Annotated in this window: 15 protein-coding genes; 5 read left to right on the top strand and 10 right to left on the bottom strand. The window is 66.0% G+C overall.

Annotated features, from left to right (window positions below; translation table 11 throughout):
• The 5 genes from JQT59_RS11230 to zwf form a co-directional block, all read right to left on the bottom strand.
• Positions 1-1,455, bottom strand: a complete 1,455-nt coding sequence (locus JQT59_RS11230; RefSeq protein ID WP_213576203.1) for a sugar porter family MFS transporter — start codon at positions 1,453-1,455, stop codon at positions 1-3.
• 172 nt (positions 1,456-1,627) lie between these two features.
• The gene (locus JQT59_RS11225; RefSeq protein WP_213576202.1) at positions 1,628-2,806 is read right to left on the bottom strand and encodes an ROK family transcriptional regulator; all 1,179 of its coding nucleotides are present in this window, start codon (positions 2,804-2,806) and stop codon (positions 1,628-1,630) included.
• A gap of 27 nt (positions 2,807-2,833) precedes the next feature.
• Positions 2,834-3,460 carry a bifunctional 4-hydroxy-2-oxoglutarate aldolase/2-dehydro-3-deoxy-phosphogluconate aldolase gene (gene eda, locus JQT59_RS11220; RefSeq protein ID WP_213576201.1) on the bottom strand — a complete coding sequence of 209 codons (627 nt, stop codon included), beginning with the start codon at positions 3,458-3,460 and terminating at the stop codon, positions 2,834-2,836.
• A 12-nt stretch (positions 3,461-3,472) separates the two neighbouring features.
• On the bottom strand, positions 3,473-5,326 hold the full coding sequence (edd, locus tag JQT59_RS11215) for a phosphogluconate dehydratase (protein WP_213576200.1): 1,854 nt from the start codon (positions 5,324-5,326) through the stop codon (positions 3,473-3,475).
• A complete protein-coding gene (gene zwf / locus JQT59_RS11210) occupies positions 5,323-6,819 on the bottom strand; it encodes a glucose-6-phosphate dehydrogenase (RefSeq protein WP_213576199.1) in 1,497 nt (498 codons plus the stop codon). The genes edd and zwf overlap by 4 nt, the downstream gene beginning before the upstream one ends.
• A gap of 151 nt (positions 6,820-6,970) precedes the next feature.
• On the opposite strand from zwf, the gene JQT59_RS11205 reads away from it, so the two are divergent.
• Positions 6,971-8,161: an ROK family transcriptional regulator gene (locus tag JQT59_RS11205; RefSeq protein WP_213576198.1), complete on the top strand. Its 1,191-nt coding sequence runs from the start codon at positions 6,971-6,973 to the stop codon at positions 8,159-8,161.
• Between the two features lie 70 nt (positions 8,162-8,231).
• Here JQT59_RS11205 and catC read toward each other — a convergent pair whose 3' ends face one another.
• From catC to catA, 3 genes are read right to left on the bottom strand one after another with little or no spacing between them, the layout of a single operon-like run.
• A complete protein-coding gene (gene catC / locus JQT59_RS11200; RefSeq protein ID WP_109333824.1) occupies positions 8,232-8,513 on the bottom strand; it encodes a muconolactone Delta-isomerase in 282 nt (93 codons plus the stop codon).
• A 15-nt stretch (positions 8,514-8,528) separates the two neighbouring features.
• Positions 8,529-9,650: a muconate/chloromuconate family cycloisomerase gene (locus JQT59_RS11195; RefSeq protein WP_213576197.1), complete on the bottom strand. Its 1,122-nt coding sequence runs from the start codon at positions 9,648-9,650 to the stop codon at positions 8,529-8,531.
• Between the two features lie 29 nt (positions 9,651-9,679).
• Positions 9,680-10,522 (bottom strand): catechol 1,2-dioxygenase, encoded by an 843-nt coding sequence (gene catA / locus JQT59_RS11190; RefSeq protein ID WP_208960276.1) that lies wholly within the window; start codon positions 10,520-10,522, stop codon positions 9,680-9,682.
• Between the two features lie 209 nt (positions 10,523-10,731).
• Between catA and JQT59_RS11185 the strand changes: the two genes are divergently transcribed.
• Positions 10,732-11,502 (top strand): IclR family transcriptional regulator domain-containing protein, encoded by a 771-nt coding sequence (locus tag JQT59_RS11185; protein WP_213576196.1) that lies wholly within the window; start codon positions 10,732-10,734, stop codon positions 11,500-11,502.
• A gap of 14 nt (positions 11,503-11,516) precedes the next feature.
• Here JQT59_RS11185 and JQT59_RS11180 read toward each other — a convergent pair whose 3' ends face one another.
• Positions 11,517-12,005 (bottom strand): dioxygenase family protein, encoded by a 489-nt coding sequence (locus JQT59_RS11180; RefSeq protein WP_213576195.1) that lies wholly within the window; start codon positions 12,003-12,005, stop codon positions 11,517-11,519.
• 230 nt (positions 12,006-12,235) lie between these two features.
• On the opposite strand from JQT59_RS11180, the gene JQT59_RS11175 reads away from it, so the two are divergent.
• Entirely contained in the window at positions 12,236-13,183 is a 948-nt protein-coding gene (locus tag JQT59_RS11175; RefSeq protein ID WP_213576194.1) for an acyl-CoA thioesterase, read from the top strand.
• A gap of 30 nt (positions 13,184-13,213) precedes the next feature.
• On the opposite strand, the gene JQT59_RS11170 is transcribed toward JQT59_RS11175, so the two are convergent.
• Complete coding sequence (locus JQT59_RS11170; protein ID WP_213576193.1) at positions 13,214-14,152, bottom strand: AraC family transcriptional regulator; 939 nt, start codon at positions 14,150-14,152, stop codon at positions 13,214-13,216.
• A gap of 165 nt (positions 14,153-14,317) precedes the next feature.
• On the opposite strand from JQT59_RS11170, the gene JQT59_RS11165 reads away from it, so the two are divergent.
• Both JQT59_RS11165 and JQT59_RS11160 read left to right on the top strand, forming a co-directional pair.
• Positions 14,318-14,878, top strand: a complete 561-nt coding sequence (locus tag JQT59_RS11165) for a flavin reductase family protein (protein ID WP_159923621.1) — start codon at positions 14,318-14,320, stop codon at positions 14,876-14,878.
• 28 nt (positions 14,879-14,906) lie between these two features.
• On the top strand, positions 14,907-16,523 hold the full coding sequence (locus JQT59_RS11160) for a 4-hydroxyphenylacetate 3-hydroxylase family protein (protein ID WP_213576192.1): 1,617 nt from the start codon (positions 14,907-14,909) through the stop codon (positions 16,521-16,523).
• Positions 16,524-16,526 lie beyond the last annotated feature (3 nt).

Below are 16,526 nucleotides of genomic sequence, written 5' to 3'. Positions count from 1 at the left end.
CTACACCACCGGATCCGATTGCATGGCTTCGAGTTCCACACCCTTGGTCTCTTTGACCCAGCGGAGGACGAAGACGAGCGACAGCACCGCACACACGGCGTAGAAGCCGTAGGAGATGCCGAGCGAGAAATCCTTCATCGACGGGAAGCTCACGGTGATCAGCCAGTTCGCCGCCCATTGTGCGCCGGCCGCCAGGGACAGGGCCGCCGCCCGGATGCGGTTGGGGAAGGCCTCTCCGAGCAGGACCCAGACCACGGGTCCCCACGACATTCCGAAGGCCACCACGAAGAGGTTGGCGGCGATCAGCGCGATCGGACCCTGCAGACCTGTGAGCTGGGGAGTTGTCACACCGTTCACGACGGTGGTGGAGGCGGTGCCGAAGATGACGGCCATGGTCGCGAGCGTCACGGCCATGCCGGCCGAGCCGATGATCAGGAGCGGTCGACGGCCCACCCGGTCGATGTACGCGATCGCGATGAGAGTGGTCGCGATGTTGACCACCGAGGTGATGACGGTGATCTGCAGCGAACTGCCCTCGTCGAAACCGACCGCCTGCCACAGCACGCTCGAGTAGTAGAAGATCACGTTGATGCCGACGAACTGTTGAAAGACCGACAGACCGATCCCTATCCACACGATCGGCAGGAGACCGAACGCCGGCCCCTTCAGGTCCTTGATGGAGGGTTCGTTCTCGCGAGCAAGAGTGGCACGAATGCTCTCGACTTTGAGGTCGAGACCCTTCTCCCCGAGAAGCACTGCGAGAACGCCACGGGCCTCACCGAGACGACCCTGGGCAATCAGGTAGCGGGGCGATTCAGGGATGGTCAGCGACAGCAGTCCGTACGCGAGCGCGGGAATGCACATGGCGAGGAACATCCATCGCCAGGCTTCGAGTCCGAACCACAATTCCTCCTGGGACCCGCCGGCAAGGGCGGCCAGTGCGTAGTCGACGAGGAGCGAGACGAAGATGCCGGTGACGATCGCGAGCTGCTGCAATGAACCCAGGCGTCCCCGCACTCGAGCCGGAGAAATTTCCGCGATGTATGCGGGGGCGATCACCGAGGCCAAGCCGACACCGAGGCCGCCCACGATGCGGAACACCACCAGGACTTCGACATCAGGGGCGAACCCCGTCCCCAGCGCGCTGAGCAGGAACATCACCGCGGCAGCCTGCATCGTGACGAGCCGTCCGTACCGGTCGGCGATGCGGCCGGCCACCATGGCGCCCGCGGCAGCACCCAGCAGGGCCGAAGCGATGGCGAAGCCGAGCAAGGCCGACTCGACCTGGAACTTGCCTTCGATCGCCGTGACCGCGCCGTTGATCACCGCGCTGTCGTATCCGAACAAGAGGCCGCCCAGGGCAGCGACAGCCGCGATCCGGAAGGGCACAGCCGTGCCCTCCCCTGTGTCGCCGGGCGGCACCGTTGCGCCGGGTGACAGAACGTTTTCGGTCATGGGACTCCTCGGGAGGAAGGGGGGTATGCGAGGCCGAGACCCGCCGCGCGGCGAAGGCGCACGCAGTAAATGTGGTGTGGACCACAGTAGGCAAGAAAGGCGCGAATCGTCAACCTATGAACATAGGAACCCGAAAATACCGAGCGTGATGTTCGGAAATGAATACTTCGAGTCAGGCAGGTAGTGCAGAACGCAAGCCCAGCGCGACGGCACCGAGCACCTGAGCCCGGGAGCCCAACTCGGCGACACGCACCTCGAGCGATCGCACTGCGCTGGGCACGGCGTAACGCGCCAGCACCTCACGAAGGGGACCGAGCAACAAATCGCCCGCAAGGGCGAGTTCCCCGCCGATGACGAGACGCTCAGGGTTGAGGAGGTTGCAGAGGCTCGCGGCGGCGACGCCGACATGCCTGCCGGTGTCGGCGAGCACCCTGACGCAGGCGGCATCACCGTCCTCGGCCATGGCGACGACGTCGGCGATACTCAGGCCGGTGCCGCGGCTCGGCTCGAGCAGGGCGATGACGACGTGGGAGGCGACGAGCGTCTCGAGGCATCCACGGTTGCCGCAACGGCATACCTGACCGAACTCGTCGAGAGTAACGTGGCCGATTTCGCCTGCGGTGCCGCCTCTTCCACGGTAGAGCCGGCCGTCGAGGACGAGGCCGGCGCCCACACCGTCGGACAGTTTGATGTATGCGAGATCGGTGGTTCCCCGGCCTGCGCCCCACATGTGCTCGGCCAATACACCGAGGTTGGCATCGTTGTCGACGTGGACGGCGATACCGAGATGATCGGACGCGATGGCGGCGGCGTCGACACCCACCCAGCCGGGGAGGATCGACGGGCCACCGACCTCACCGGTGTCGGTTTCGAGCGGCGCGGGCAGGCCCATGCCGACGGCCAGGACGGACGTGCGGCCGCAGCCGAGACGATCGAGGGCCGCGTCGAGAAGGGTGCCCGCCTGCACCACGCCTTCTTCGGCGCGATGTCCGGCTGCGAGTTCGACTCTCTCCTCGGCCAGGACATCATGCGCCATGTCGGCGACTGCGACGGTGAGGTGCCGGTGGCCGAAGTCGATCCCGACCGCGAGCCCCATCTTCCGCGTCAGTCGCACCGCCCGACCGCGCTGGCCGGGGTGGTCGCCGTCAGGCACGGTGACCATTCCGGCCGCGGTCAGTTCCTTGACCATGTTGGAGACGGTGGCGGGAGCTAAACCGGTGCGCCGGGCGATCTCGGCCTGGGTCAGCTCGCCCGACATCTGCAGGGCGCGCACCACTCGGTGCTGATTGGCGGACTTCAGCGAAGACTGCGAGCCCGGCCGTCCTGGATCACCGTTTTCCTTGTCTCGCACGACCTCACCGTACCGCGCGTTCTCGGCCTAACGAGCGAGTGCTGCCGCCTCACTGGCCAGCGCGCTGATCCGGTCCCAGTCCTTCTGCTTCACGGCGTCGGAGGGCGTGAGCCAAGATCCGCCGACGCACCCGACGTTGGGCAGTGCCAGGTAGTCCCGCACATTCGAGGTCGACACCCCGCCGGTGGGGCAGAACCTGGCCGCGGGAACGGGCGAATGGATCGAGCCGAGGAACTTGGCACCCCCGGACGCCTCGGCCGGGAAGAACTTGAGCTCCCGGTAGCCGTGTTCGAGGAGGAACAACACCTCGGACACGGTCGCGGCACCGGGGAGGTGCGGCAGACCGGTGTCGGTCATCGCCTTCAGCAGCGACTCGGTGCTACCCGGCGACACCAGGAACTGGGCACCGGCTTCTGCTGCACGCGCCGCCTGGTCCGGTCCCACAATGGTGCCTGCACCCACGCAGATGTCCGGCACCTCGGTCGCGATCGCCTTGATGGCGTCGAGTGCACAGGATGTGCGCAGGGTCAGTTCGATCATGGGGATGCCGCCGGCCACCAGCGCGCGCGCCACCGGAACGGCATGTGCAACGTCGTCGATCACGACGACAGGGATGACCGGGACACGGTCGAGGAGAGAAGGACTGACAGTCACTGGAGTTGCTCCTTAAGCGGGTTGGGGATGAAAGACGCTGGCGCCCTGGGTGGCCGGCCCGACGGCGGCGCGGAGTCCTGCGAAGAGTTCACGCCCCGTGCCGACCCATTCGTCGACACCGAGCGCACGACCGGTCGCCGGACGGGCGGCCAGTTCTTCGTCGTCGAGATGCACGTTCACAGTTCCGGTCACGGCATCGACGGTCAGGAGGTCGCCGTCACGCACACGCGCGAGCGGTCCGTCTGCGGCCGCCTCCGGGGTGAGGTGAATAGCTGCCGGCACCTTGCCCGAGGCGCCGGACATCCGGCCGTCGGTGACTAATGCGACCCTCCGGCCCTGGTCCTGCAGGACACCGAGTACAGGTGTGAGCTTGTGCAATTCGGGCATGCCGTTGGCGCGTGGGCCCTGGTACCGGAGCACGGCCACGAAATCGCCCGTCAGCGTGCCCGCCTCGAACGCGGCGAGGAAGTCGAGCTGGTCGTCGAAGACCCTCGCCGGGGCGGTCACTACGCGGTGGTCCGGGTGGACGGCCGACGTCTTCATCACGCACGAACCCAGATTTCCGGTGAGCATCTTGAGCCCACCGTTGACGTCGAACGGGTCTTCCGGTCCGCGCAACACGCTGGTGTCGAGGCTGATTCGCGTACCCGGCTGCCATTCGACGCCGTCCCCGGACAGCTTCGGCTCTTCCGTGTAACGGCGGAGTCCGGAACCGGCAACGGTCTTGACGTTCTCGTGCAGCAGGCCCGCATCGAGCATGGAGGAGACCACGTAGCCGAGGCCGCCGGCGGCGTGGAAGTGGTTCACGTCCGCCGAGCCGTTGGGGTAGATGCGGGCGAGCAAGGGCACGACCGCGGACAGCTCCGCCAGATCGTCCCAGGTCAGCGTGATTCCCGCGGCCCGGGCGATCGCGACGAGGTGCATGGTGTGGTTGGTCGATCCGCCGGTCGCGAGCAACGCGACGCAGCCGTTGACCACGGCACGCTCGTCCACGACCTCGCCGACCGGCGTGTAATCGTCGCCGAGTGCGGTGAGCCCGGTGACGCGCTTCCCCGCTTCGGACGTGAGGGCATCACGCAGCGGGGTACCGGGGTTCACGAAGCTCGATCCGGGCAGGTGCAGGCCCATGACCTCCATGAGGAGCTGGTTGGAGTTGGCCGTGCCGAAGAACGTGCAGGTGCCTGCGCCGTGGTAGCTGGCCGCCTCCGCGTCGAGCAGTTCCTCGCGTTCGGCCTTGCCCTCCGCGTAGAGCTGGCGAACGCGGGACTTCTCGTTGTTCGGCAGACCGGATGTCATCGGTCCGGCCGGAACGAAAATCGTTGGTAGATGCCCGAATCCCAGTGCGCCGATGAGCATTCCCGGCACGATCTTGTCGCACACGCCCAACATCAGCGCGCCGTCGAACATGTCGTGTGACAGTCCGATCGCCGTCGCCATCGCGATCACGTCACGGCTGAACAACGACAACTGCATGCCGTCGCGGCCCTGGGTGATGCCATCGCACATCGCGGGAACACCACCGGCGAACTGGGCGATGCCACCGGCCTCCATGACCGCGGCCTTCAGCTGTCGCGGGAAATGCTCGAACGGCTGATGCGCCGACAGCATGTCGTTGTACGACGAGACGATCGCGATGTTGGGCTTGACGAAGCTGCGCAGCGCCTTCTTGTCGGCCGGGCCGGACGCGGCGAAGCCGTGCGCGAGGTTCGCGCAGGCCAGTTTGCCGCGCGCCGGTCCGTGGTCGCCCGCCTGCCGGATCCGGTTCAGGTAAGTCGTGCGCTCGGGCCTGCTGCGTTCGATGATTCGCTCGGTGACGGCGGCGAGGACGGGGTGCACGTCGGCGGTCGGTGTGGGTGCGTCGGTCATGCGGGAACTCCTTCGTGCCAGGCGCGGCCGTCGCGCTCGATCAGGGTGGTCGCGTCGGTGGGTCCGTTGGTGCCGGCCGGGTAGCGGCGCGGGCCGCGCTCGGACTTCTCCCAGCCGACGAGGATCTGCTCGACCCACTCCCAGGCGGCCTCGACCTCGTCGCGGCGCATGAACAGGGTCGGGTTACCCCGGACCACGTCCATCAGCAGCCGCTCGTAGGCGTCGGGTGACGGACGCTTGAACGTTTCGATGTAGTTGAGGTCCAACGACACCGGCCGCAGGCGGATACCGCCGGGGCCGGGTTCCTTCGCCGTCATGTGCAGCCGCATGCCCTCGTGGGGCTGGAGCTGGATCACGAGACGGTTGGGTTCGCTGTGGCCTTCACTGCCGGGAAACATCGGGTGCGGGACGGGCTTGAACTGCACCACGATCTCCGAGCATCTGCGGTCCATCCGCTTGCCGGTGCGCAGGTAGAACGGCACACCGGCCCACCGCCAGTTCTGGATCTCGGCCTTCACGGCAATGAACGTCTCGGTGCGACTGTGGGGGTTCTCGACCTCGTCTCGGTAGCCGGGAACGGCCACACCCTCGGCCAGTCCGGGACCGTACTGTCCTGCGACGGTGCACCGTTCGACGTCGTCCGGGCTCATGGGCTTGAGAGCTTGCAGCACCTTCAGCTTTTCGTCGCGCACAGTCTCACGATCGACGTAGGTGGGGGGTTCCATCGCGACGAGGCACAGCAGCTGCAGCAGGTGGTTCTGCAGCATGTCGCGCAGCGCTCCGGCCGACTCGTAGTACCCCCCGCGACTCCCGACACCCAGCGATTCCGCGACATTGATCTGCACGTGGTCCACCGACGTGGAATTCCACAACGGCTCGAGAAACGTATTGGCGAAGCGAGTGACGAGGAGGTTCTGCACACTCTCCTTGCCGAGGTAGTGATCGATGCGGAAGATTTGCGATTCGTCGAATACGGCGCCGACCGCGTCGTTGACGGCGCGTGCCGAGGCAAGGTCGTGTCCGATCGGCTTCTCGAGTACCGCCCGGGACTGCGCACTCGCAAGGCCGTGCAACTGCAGGTTCTCGCAGATCGGCCCGAAGAGTCCCGGTGCGCATGCTAGATAGAAGACTCGGATGAGCTCCTCCCGCCCCGCGAGACATTCGGTGATGCCCGTCCAGGTGTCGGGATCGGCGAGGTCGACGCTCACGTACTCGAGCCGACGGAGAAATCGGTCACACGTCTGCGCATCCAGTTGATCATTCGGGACGAACCGCGCGAGTTCCCCCCGGACCTTGTCCCGATAGCCCTCGGTGTCGAGGCCCGCTCGCGAGGCGCCGATCACCCGGGTCTCCGGTGGTAGCTGTCCGTCGCGATCGCGCAGGTAGAGCGCCGGAAGCAGCTTTCGGACGGCGAGGTCGCCTGTTCCGCCGAAGACGACGAAGTCGCAGGGATCCACCGTCTTGGCTGGAAAGACCGTGTTCGCAGGTGGCATGTCATTCTCCCTCTGAAAGCCGATGTGTGGGCCGTCACAGATGAGAGTAAGGCAACTTCGGCGCTCAATCAATACAGACTTAGGTCTTTTTAAGAACAAAGGCGCATCGCTTACGTTGTCAGTCGAGCGACCGGGTTGGTTGAATGGCCATATGCGGACGACGCCACGATCGACTACTTCCCCGGCGACGGGCGGCGACGTCTTCGCGCTCATCCGCGACGGCCAAGCAACCACCCGAACCGAGATCGGGAATCTCACCGGCCTGTCCCGCACGGCGGTGGCGGCCCGCGTCTCGACACTGCAGGCGTCCGGACTCGTCGTGGAACGAGAAGAAGGCGTCTCGACCGGCGGCCGGCCACCGGTCAAGCTCTCCTTCCACGTTCAGGCAGGGGTGGTGCTGTCCGCCGCGATCGGCCGGAGTCGCACCCAGCTCGCGATCTGCGACCTGGCCGGGGACGTCCTCGTCGTCGAGGACGTCGAGCAGGAAATCGGCACGAGCCCAGCGGAATTGATGCCGGTCATTGCGCAACGCCTGATCGCGCTCCGCGAGAGCCTGGGCGAGACGGCCCGCCGCGCCGTGGGAGTCGGGATCAGCCTGCCCGGCACCGTCGACATCGAGCGCGGGTGCAGCCTCAACTCACCGATGATGTCGGGGTGGGACGGGGTGCCGTTGCAACCATTTCTCGCCGAGGTGACCGATGCGCCCGTCTTCGTCGACAACGACGCCAACGTCATGGTTCTGGCGGAGCGGCGTGGAGAGCGCCGCGACTTCGCCGACATGCTCCTGATCAAGGCATCCACCGGCCTCGGCGCCGGGATCGTGTCCGGAGGAGCCCTTCAGCGGGGCGCTCTCGGCGCTGCCGGTGAAATCGGGCATACGAAAACCGCAGCGGCACAAGGTGTGGTGTGCCGCTGCGGCGACGTGGGATGTGTCGAGGCCGTTGCGGGTGGGTGGGCCTTGGTCCGTAACCTTCAGGGACAGGGACGCAACGTCACCCACATCCGTGACGTAATCACGCTGGCGCTCGCGGGCGACGCGGAGGCGCGGCGGATGATTCGGGAGAGCGGGCGTCAGATCGGCGAAGTGTTGTCCGGCGTGGTCAATCTCCTCAACCCGGAGGTCGTCATCGTCGGCGGCGACATGGCACAGGCCTACGACACTTTCGTCGCCGGACTTCGGGAAACCCTGTACGGCAACGCTATTGCCGTGGCCACCCAGCAGCTACAGATTCTGCCCTGGACGCACGGGGAGCTGTCCGGGGTGGTCGGTAGCGCCACCATGGCGCTCGACCACGTCCTCAGCGTGCGGGCCGTCGACCGGCTCCTCGCGCAACAACGATAGGGCGCTCCGCGCCTCGTGAGTGGTTGACGAGTCCCTGGACTCGTTAACCACTCACGGGCGGCGGAGCCGCCTACTTGACGTCGGAACCGTGCCGGGTGAGCGCGGTGATCTCGATGTTCATGTAGGGGAACAGCGGCAGATTCCACAGTATTTCGTGGAGTTCGTCGGCCGAGTCGACGTCGAAAATGCTGATGTTGCTGTACTTTCCGACGATTCGCCAGATCTCCGGCCACTTACCGGAGCGCTGCAGCTCCTGAGAGTATGCCTTCTCCTTGGCGATGGTCTCGTCCCGGACGTCCGGGTCGAGGTCGCGGGGAATGTTGACGTCCATCCGGACGTGAAAGAGTGCCATCGGGTGGTGTTCTCCTCAGTTCCTGGTCCAAGTCTTGACGGCATCCATGTTGAGCTCGACTCCGAGCCCGGGACCTTCGGGCAGATGCACCTTGCCGTCGCCGTACCGCAGTGGTTGCTGCAGCAGTTCTTCGCTGAACAGCAGGGGTCCGAACAGTTCGGAACCGAAGTCGATGCCGGGTTCCGAGCAGGCGAAGTGAATGGACGCCGCTGTGCCGATCGGCCCCTCGATGGACGTGGCTCCGTGGCAGGCGATGCCGGCCGCCTTGGCGATGGCCACCACCTCGCGACTGCGCCTGAGGCCACCGCATTTGGTGGTTTTCACGGCGATGACGTCGGCCGCGCCGCGCCGCGCGACCTCGAGAGCATCGTGCGGCGTCTGGACGCTTTCGTCCGCCATCACGGGGACGGGGACGAGCCGGTTGAGTTCGGCGAGGACCTCGAGCTGTTCACCGGGGGTGGGCTGCTCGATCAGTTCGACGCCGCCTTCGACGAGGAGGGGCACGTACTTCAGCGCGGTGAGCCGGTCCCAGCGGGCATTGACGTCGATACGGACGCCGGCCTTGCCCTGCAGTGCCTGGGCGATCCGGACGACCCGGGCAGTGTCGACCTCCGGGTCGAGGGCGCCCATCTTGAGTTTGAAACTGAAGTGCCGCTTCGACTCGACGAGGCCGAGGGCCTCCTCGACGATCTCCTCGGCGGGAGCGGCGCCGAGAGCCCAGGTGACCTCGACGCTGTCCCGGAAGGCTCCGCCGAGCAGCGTATGCACCGGCACACCGAGGCTGCGCGCCCAGGCGTCGTGCAATGCGACGTCGACGGCGGCCTTCGCGAAACGCGCGTTCGCGACCACCCTTTCGATGTCCGACATGATGCCGGTGATCTCGTCGACGCCCCGGCCCAGCAGGACCGGGACGAGGTAACGCTCGACGATCGCCTGCATCGTCTCCACCGATTCGCCGCCCCACCACGGGCCGCCCGGAACGACACCTTCGCCGTAGCCGGTCACGCCGCCCGCGGTGGTGACGGCGACGAGCAGCAGCGGCTGCGCCGTCATCGATGTGGTGGCGAACTTGTGGGGACGCACCAGCGGCACATCGAGGATCGTCGTTTCGACGGAAACGATAGACAGGTCGGTCATCGAATCACTCTCTCTACGGGTGGAACAGCTCACGCGGGGTCGAGCACGAAGTTGTAGGTGACGTAGTTCTTGCCGTCGTCACCGGTCTTCGGGTCGAGGATGAGCTCGGGCTTGGTGGCGGACGCGACGTCGCTGTCGATCCACTCGCCGCCCTTGAAATACAGCTGCGTGGTCACCGACTCCTTACCGGGAGCCGACACGATGAGATGCAGGTGCGCGGGACGCCACGGGTGACCGTTCTGCGCCTCGATGAACTGACCGGTCGGGCCGTCGGTCGGAATCTTGTAGGGCGCCGGCTGGATCGTGGTGATCTCGTAGCGGCCCTCCTCGTCGGCGATGATCGTGCCGCGCAGGTTCCACTCGGGCAGGTGCGGGGCGAACTGCGAGTAGTAGCCGTCGTTGTCGGCGTGCCACAGCTCGACCTTCGCGCCGGCGAGCCCGTTCCCCTCGAGGTCGGTGACCTGGCCGGAGAAGACCAGCGGGGTGATCTTCCTGTCTTCCTCGCGCATGGGCAGGGTGCAGGTGGCGGGCAGTTCCGGCGCACCGGCGATGTAGTACGGGCCCTCGATGCTGCCCTTGGTTCCCTTGCGGGTGCGGGCGAGAACCTCTTCGACGGAGTGCTCGATGAACACGTCGAGGAACAGCGGCCACTCCCCGCCCTCACCGACGTCGATGAGCCACTGCTTGAACACGCGGTACTCGGGGTAGGTGACGCCGTGCTTCAGGATCACGTCGTTGAGCGCGCCGAGGGCATCCTTGGCGATCGCCGCGAGCCGCTCCGGTGAGGTGTCGGCGCTGACGCGTTCGGACTTGAACTTGTCGGTGGCTGCGGAGCCGGAACCGGCGGCGGTGGGGCTCTCGGTGGTGGTCATCTGTTTCTCCTTGGGCTGGGAGGGAAGCGGATAAGGCTGATATCGAGTTGTGGGCGACACGGTGGGTGTTCACGTGCCGAGGTCTTGCGTGATGTACGCTGTGCGTACTAGTATCACGCTGTGCGTACACATCTACTGTGCGCGCAGTCACATTGAAATGTCAACCCCGACTTCCGTGCACCCTGACGAAACCGCTGGTGGAGGCCGCAATGCCCGAGAACGATCGCGACTACATCCAGAGCATCGAGCGTGGCTTCGCGGTGCTTCTGGCCTTCGATGCGCAGCGCCCCAACCCGACACTGGCCGAACTCGCCACCGAAGCGGGGCTCTCGCGTCCCGCGGTCCGTCGGATCCTGCTCACCCTGCAGAAGCTCGGTTACGTCGCCGGCTCGGGAGGCCGGTGGTCGCTCACCCCCCGCGTGCTCAGCATCGGGCAGCACTACTCGGAGTCGCACGCCCTCATCGAGGCGGCGATGCCCCGACTGCTCGAGGTGGCGGAGAAAACGCAGGAGTCGGCCTCGCTGGGAGTGCTCGACGGGGCCGACGTGGTCTACGCAGCGCGCGTTCCCGTCCGCCGAATCATGAGCATCAACGTCTCGGTAGGCACCCGGGTTCCCGCGTACGCCACGTCGATGGGGCGCGCACTGCTCGCATGGGCTCCCGCCGACGTCGTCGAACGCGTGGTCAGCGAGTCGACCTTCGCCAAACTCGGACCCGACACCATCGGCAGCGCCGCAGAGCTCGAACGTGAACTCACCAAGGTTCGTGAGCAAGGATTCGCGTTGACGTCCGAGGAGCTCGAAAAGGGACTCATCTCGCTGGCCGCCCCGGTCCGCGACGCGGCGGGCTCCGTCGTGGGCGTGGTGGCCTGCTCCACCTCCACTGCACGCAATACGCCCGCACAATTCCGGGAACAGGCCGTGCCGTGCGTCCTCGCCGCCGCGGCCGCCCTCAGCGCCGACATGGGGTTCGCGGGCTGACAGCTGCAGTCCGGCTACAGCGGGTCGAGCACGAATTCGCACGACATCTGGTGCGTTGCACCGGGCGGCGGCACCACCCGCGTCCCGAGCGAGCGGTAACCGCGCGCATGCACGATCACGTTGATGTGACCCACCTCGTTACCGCTTGGGACGCTGGAGAATTCGCACGGCGCGGGCTTGATGGTGGCGATGTCGAAGCGACCCCCGGCGCAGGTGACGACGATGCCGCGCAGGTTGTTGCGCAGAATCTCCACGGAGTACCCGGAATAGCATCCGTCGGCGTCCGCGTGCCACACCTCGAGCTCTGCCCCCGACAACGTTTCGCCGTCGCGCGACCGCACCACTCCCGTGATGCGCAGCGGAGTTCCGGGTTCACCGGGGAGTGCCGCGAGGTTTGCCTTCCAGGGCAGCACTCGCTGGGCGGGGAGGTAGAACTCCAGGTCGACGTGGTCGAGGCTTGCCCGGTCCACGTGCGGTGCGGACGTGGTCGACGTCGAGGTCATTATTAGATCCGATCACTCTCGTACGCTATGCGTACCGCGAGAACGCTGTGCGGTCGCTTCCGAGTGTGCTTGTAGTCACACGGTTCGTCAACCCGCGGCCCGTTCACATCGGGGACGGGTGGGTCCGGTACATCCGTGGGATAATTACCCCGCCATCGGCCGACAACGACGTTTCGCCGCCCCGGTTCGCGCTTTGTGCCGGCCACGTCGCATCCCCGAGGATTACATCGATGAACACCCCTCCCCGCAGCATCACACTCCGCTTCCTCGCGGCCCCCACGGAGGTAGCAACCCTGGGCGGATCGATCCAGGGCGGACGCATCCTCGAGTGGATCGACAAGGCCGCCTACGCGTGCGCGGTCGGCTGGAGTGGCGGCTACTGCGTCACCGCCTATGTGGGAAACATCCGCTTCACCCGATCGATCGAGTCCGGTCACCTGGTGGAAGTTGAGGCGAGGCTGGTGCACACGGGCCGCTCGAGCATGCACATCCAGTGCACGGTGTCCTCCGCAGACCCGCGGACCGGTGAGTTCACCGAGGCCAGTAACTGTCTGGTGATCTTCGTGGCCGTCGATGATTCCGGTAAGCCGAAAAACGTCCCGGCGTGGCTGCCCGTCACCGCCGAGGACCACGCCGAAGCCGACGAGGCGATCATGCGGATCGGGCTCCGCGCCGACATCGAAGAGGCAATGAGCAGGCAGGAATACACGGACGAGGGCACGGCACCCGTGTCGGTCATGCGATTCCTCGCAGCCCCCACCGACGTCAACTGGGGTGGCAAGACCCACGGTGGCACGGTGATGCGCTGGATCGACGAGGCCGCCTACCTCTGCGGTACCGCCTGGAGCGGCGGTCCGTGCGTCTCGGTGTACGCCGGTGGGGTCCGGTTCTACCGGCCGATCCAGATCGGTCACGTCGTCGAGGTCGATGCCCGACTGCTCCATACCGGGGCGCAGACCATGCACATCTCGGTGCACGTGCGATCAGGCGATCCGCGCACGGGTGAGATGAATCTGACCACCCACTGCCTCACCGTGGTCGCCGCGATCGACGAGGAGGGCGCCGCAACCACAGTGCGGCAATGGATTCCGCAGTCCGACGAGGATCGCGGGCTCGATGCCCACGCCCGGGAACTCATCGCGCTGCGGGCCCGCGCGCGGATCGGTGCCCTGTCGTAGCCAGGCCGAACGGCGACCGACCAGACGACGTCAGCCGCGCAGCACGTCCGACGGCGCCGCCCCGTACTTCTTCCGGAACGCCGCCGCGAACCGGCCGGTGTGTGTGAACCCCCACCGCATCGCGACATCGGACACCGTGGCCGAGGTGTCGGCGCGGAGCAGGTCGGCGTGGACACGATCGAGTCGCACGTCGAGCAGGTAGTCGCGGGGGCTCACCCCGACGTACTCCTGGAATCCCTCTTGAAGGCGGCGGACCCCGACACCCGCGATCTCGGCCATCTCGGCCGCCGTCCACGCCCGCGCGGGGTCGGCGTGGATCTCGTCGATGACCCGCTTGACGATGCGCGGCCGGGTACCGGCACCGGCCGTCTCGTCGTCCGGGATCGCTGCCAGGACGAGTGCCGTGGTGACCGCCCCCGACAGCTGCTCGGCGACGAGGGGGTTGGCGTAGACACCGTCCGAACGCAACATCTGATCTAGGAGTGAACGCACCAACGCCAGCCAACTGGCACCGTTCGCGCTGGTCAGATCGAATTGCGGGGGAAGTCGCAGCCCTGGTCGCGCCAGAATCCGCGCCATCTCCCTGTGGAGGTAGTCGCGGTCGACCCGCACCCCGATGATCGAGCAGTCCTTGCTCCAGTCGGTGATGAGCGTCGTGGTGTCGGGTGGACAAATGGTCCCCGACCCGGGTGCCGACGACACCTCGGTTTTCCCGGTCACCGACTCCAGGTGTCCCGACAACGGCACGTTCACCGCGTACGCACCCGGGTGATCCGACTGGATCGATACGTCGGCTCCCCACCCGATGTGGGTGATCTTCACCGGGCCCAGCTCCACGGCTTCCGCGACTGTATTGCCGGCGGTCTCTCTGCTCAGCGGGGTCAGGCGGTGCGGGAAGTAGACGTCCGACACCACGTGCGACGCCTCGTCCCAATCATCGGAACGGACGAACCTGGACGTGGTCGACATGGCACAAGTGTGACTGCGGACACCATCGATTGCAATTTCCGCCGTGATCCGAGTCACTGCGCAAAGTGGATCGGCACCTCGCACAGCGGATCGACGCGCGGTGGACCTGGTCGTACCTTCGTGTTCACCGCACCAGCGCCCCGACACGAAGGGAGGCTTCCGATCATGGAACAGCGCGAACTCCGGAACATTTTCGGACAGTTCGCCAGCGGAGTCACTGTCATCACATGCAGCAACTCCGACGGCGAACCGCACGGGGCCACCGTCACCGCCTTCACCGCCGTCTCCCTCGAGCCACGGCTGTGCCAGGTGACGCTGACCCGTAAGTCGAAGGCGTGCCGCTACCTCAGCAACGCGCCCTTCGCGGTGAACATCCTGGCCGCCGACCAGGTCGACACAGCACTGCATTTCGCCGGCCGGCCGCAGGAGCCGCAGCCGACGTGGACGGACGGCCCCACCGCCCCCGTCCTCTGCGGCTCGGCCGCCACGCTGTCGTGCGTGCCGTGGGCCGAGTACGACGGCGGCGACCATCTCATCTTCATCGGCGAGATCGTCGACGCTCAGACCACCGGAAAGGATCCGTTGCTGTTCTACCGCAGCACATTCCACGACCTCGGCGCCCCGTCGGCTTCGGCCGCCTGGAACGGTTCCATGGACGACCCGCACAGTGGCTGGTTCGACGCCACCACCTCGTTCACCCCGTTCCATCTCCACACCGTCTCCTGATTCCGATTCCCGAAGAAAGGCCATCTCGATGACCACCACCGAATCCGCCCCCGACACCGCCGTCGACCGCACCAAGGTCAACGTCGCCGCCGACAGCGAGGTGAATCGCACGAAGAACTTCGCGTCGCGGCCGATGACCGGCGACGAGTACATCGAATCGTTGCGTGACGATCGTGAGATCTGGTTACACGGCGAGCGTGTCGAGGACGTCACCACACACCCGGCGTTCCGGAACCCCATTCGCATGACTGCCCGTCTCTACGACTCGATGCACACCGGTGAGCACGTCGACAAGGTCACCACCCCCACCGATACCGGCAACGGCGGCGTCACCATGCCGTTTTTCAAGGCGCCGACCTCGTCCGACGACCTCCTGAAGGAGCGCGACGCCATCGCTACCTGGGCGCGGATGACCTACGGATGGATGGGCCGCAGCCCCGACTACAAGGCGTCCTTCCTCGGAACCCTCCACGCGAACAAGGAGCTGTACTCGCCGTTCCAGGACAACGCCGAGCGCTGGTACAAGGAGTCGCAGGAGAAGGTCCTGTATTGGAACCACGCCATCATCAATCCTCCCGTGGACCGGCAGCTGCCTCCGGACGAGGTCGGCGACGTGTTCATGAAGGTGGAGAAGGAAACCGACGCAGGCATCATCGTCTCCGGTGCCAAGGTGGTCGCGACCGGTTCGGCTATCACCAACTACAACTTCATCGCCCACTACGGTCTGCCGATCAAGAAGAAGGAATTCGCGCTCATCTGCACGGTGCCGATGGACGCACCGGGCGTGAAGCTGATCTGCCGGTCCTCGTTCACCCAGAACGCCGCGGTGATGGGCACCCCGTTCGACTACCCGCTGTCGAGCCGGATGGACGAGAACGACACCATCTTCATCTTCGACAAGGTCCTCGTGCCGTGGGAAAACGTTTTCATGTACGGCGACGTCGACAAGATCAACGGCTTCTTCCCGCAGTCGGGCTTCCTGCCCCGCTTCACCTTTCAGGGCTGTACCCGCCTCGCCGTCAAGCTCGACTTCATCGCCGGCATGTTGATGAAGGCACTCGACGCCACGGGAGCGGGCGGCTTCAGAGGCGTGCAGACCCGCGTCGGTGAAGTGATCGGCTGGCGCAACCTGTTCTGGTCCCTCACCGAATCGATGGCACGCAACCCGGAGCCTTGGATCGGCGACACCGTCATCCCCAAGCTCGAATACGGCCTCACCTACCGCATGTTCATGATCCAGGGCTACCCCCGCATCAAGGAGATCATCGAGCAGGATGTGGCATCCGGGCTGATCTATCTGCCGTCGTCGGCCGCCGACTTCAAGAGTCCCGACGTGCGTCCGTACCTCGACAAGTACGTTCGCGGCTCGGACGGCATGACCGCGGTCGACCGCGTGAAAATCATGAAGGCACTGTGGGATTCGATCGGCACCGAGTTCGGTGGCCGCCACGAACTCTACGAGCGGAATTACTCCGGCAACCACGAGAACGTCAAGGCGGAGCTGCTTTTCGCCGCCGAGAACCGTGGTGACGTCGCCTCCATGAAGGGCCTGGCCGAGCAGTGCCTGGCCGAGTACGACCTCGACGGCTGGACGGTGCCGGACCTCATCGGTAACGACGACGTCTCGTACTTCGGCAACAAGTAACTA

Origin of the sequence: Rhodococcus sp. USK13 (genome assembly GCF_018343855.1) — a bacterium.
In the GTDB taxonomy this organism is placed as follows: Bacteria; Actinomycetota; Actinomycetes; order Mycobacteriales; family Mycobacteriaceae; genus Rhodococcus_F; species Rhodococcus_F oxybenzonivorans.
The sequence above is the reverse complement of the archived record's forward strand: the minus strand, read 5'-3'. Positions and strand labels throughout refer to the sequence as shown.

Bases quoted from the DNA above. Each gene is read 5' to 3' on its own strand.
- JQT59_RS11230 (WP_213576203.1), bottom strand. From the start codon at position 1,455: ATGACCGAAAACGTTCTGTCACCCGGCGCAACGGTGCCGCCCGGCGAC.
- edd (WP_213576200.1), bottom strand. From the start codon at position 5,326: ATGACCGACGCACCCACACCGACCGCCGACGTGCACCCCGTCCTCGCC.
- zwf (WP_213576199.1), bottom strand. From the start codon at position 6,819: ATGCCACCTGCGAACACGGTCTTTCCAGCCAAGACGGTGGATCCCTGC.
- JQT59_RS11205 (WP_213576198.1), top strand. From the start codon at position 6,971: ATGCGGACGACGCCACGATCGACTACTTCCCCGGCGACGGGCGGCGAC.
- catC (WP_109333824.1), bottom strand. From the start codon at position 8,513: ATGGCACTCTTTCACGTCCGGATGGACGTCAACATTCCCCGCGACCTC.
- JQT59_RS11195 (WP_213576197.1), bottom strand. From the start codon at position 9,650: ATGACCGACCTGTCTATCGTTTCCGTCGAAACGACGATCCTCGATGTG.
- catA (WP_208960276.1), bottom strand. From the start codon at position 10,522: ATGACCACCACCGAGAGCCCCACCGCCGCCGGTTCCGGCTCCGCAGCC.
- JQT59_RS11185 (WP_213576196.1), top strand. From the start codon at position 10,732: ATGCCCGAGAACGATCGCGACTACATCCAGAGCATCGAGCGTGGCTTC.
- JQT59_RS11180 (WP_213576195.1), bottom strand. From the start codon at position 12,005: ATGACCTCGACGTCGACCACGTCCGCACCGCACGTGGACCGGGCAAGC.
- JQT59_RS11175 (WP_213576194.1), top strand. From the start codon at position 12,236: ATGAACACCCCTCCCCGCAGCATCACACTCCGCTTCCTCGCGGCCCCC.
- JQT59_RS11170 (WP_213576193.1), bottom strand. From the start codon at position 14,152: ATGTCGACCACGTCCAGGTTCGTCCGTTCCGATGATTGGGACGAGGCG.
- JQT59_RS11165 (WP_159923621.1), top strand. From the start codon at position 14,318: ATGGAACAGCGCGAACTCCGGAACATTTTCGGACAGTTCGCCAGCGGA.
- JQT59_RS11160 (WP_213576192.1), top strand. From the start codon at position 14,907: ATGACCACCACCGAATCCGCCCCCGACACCGCCGTCGACCGCACCAAG.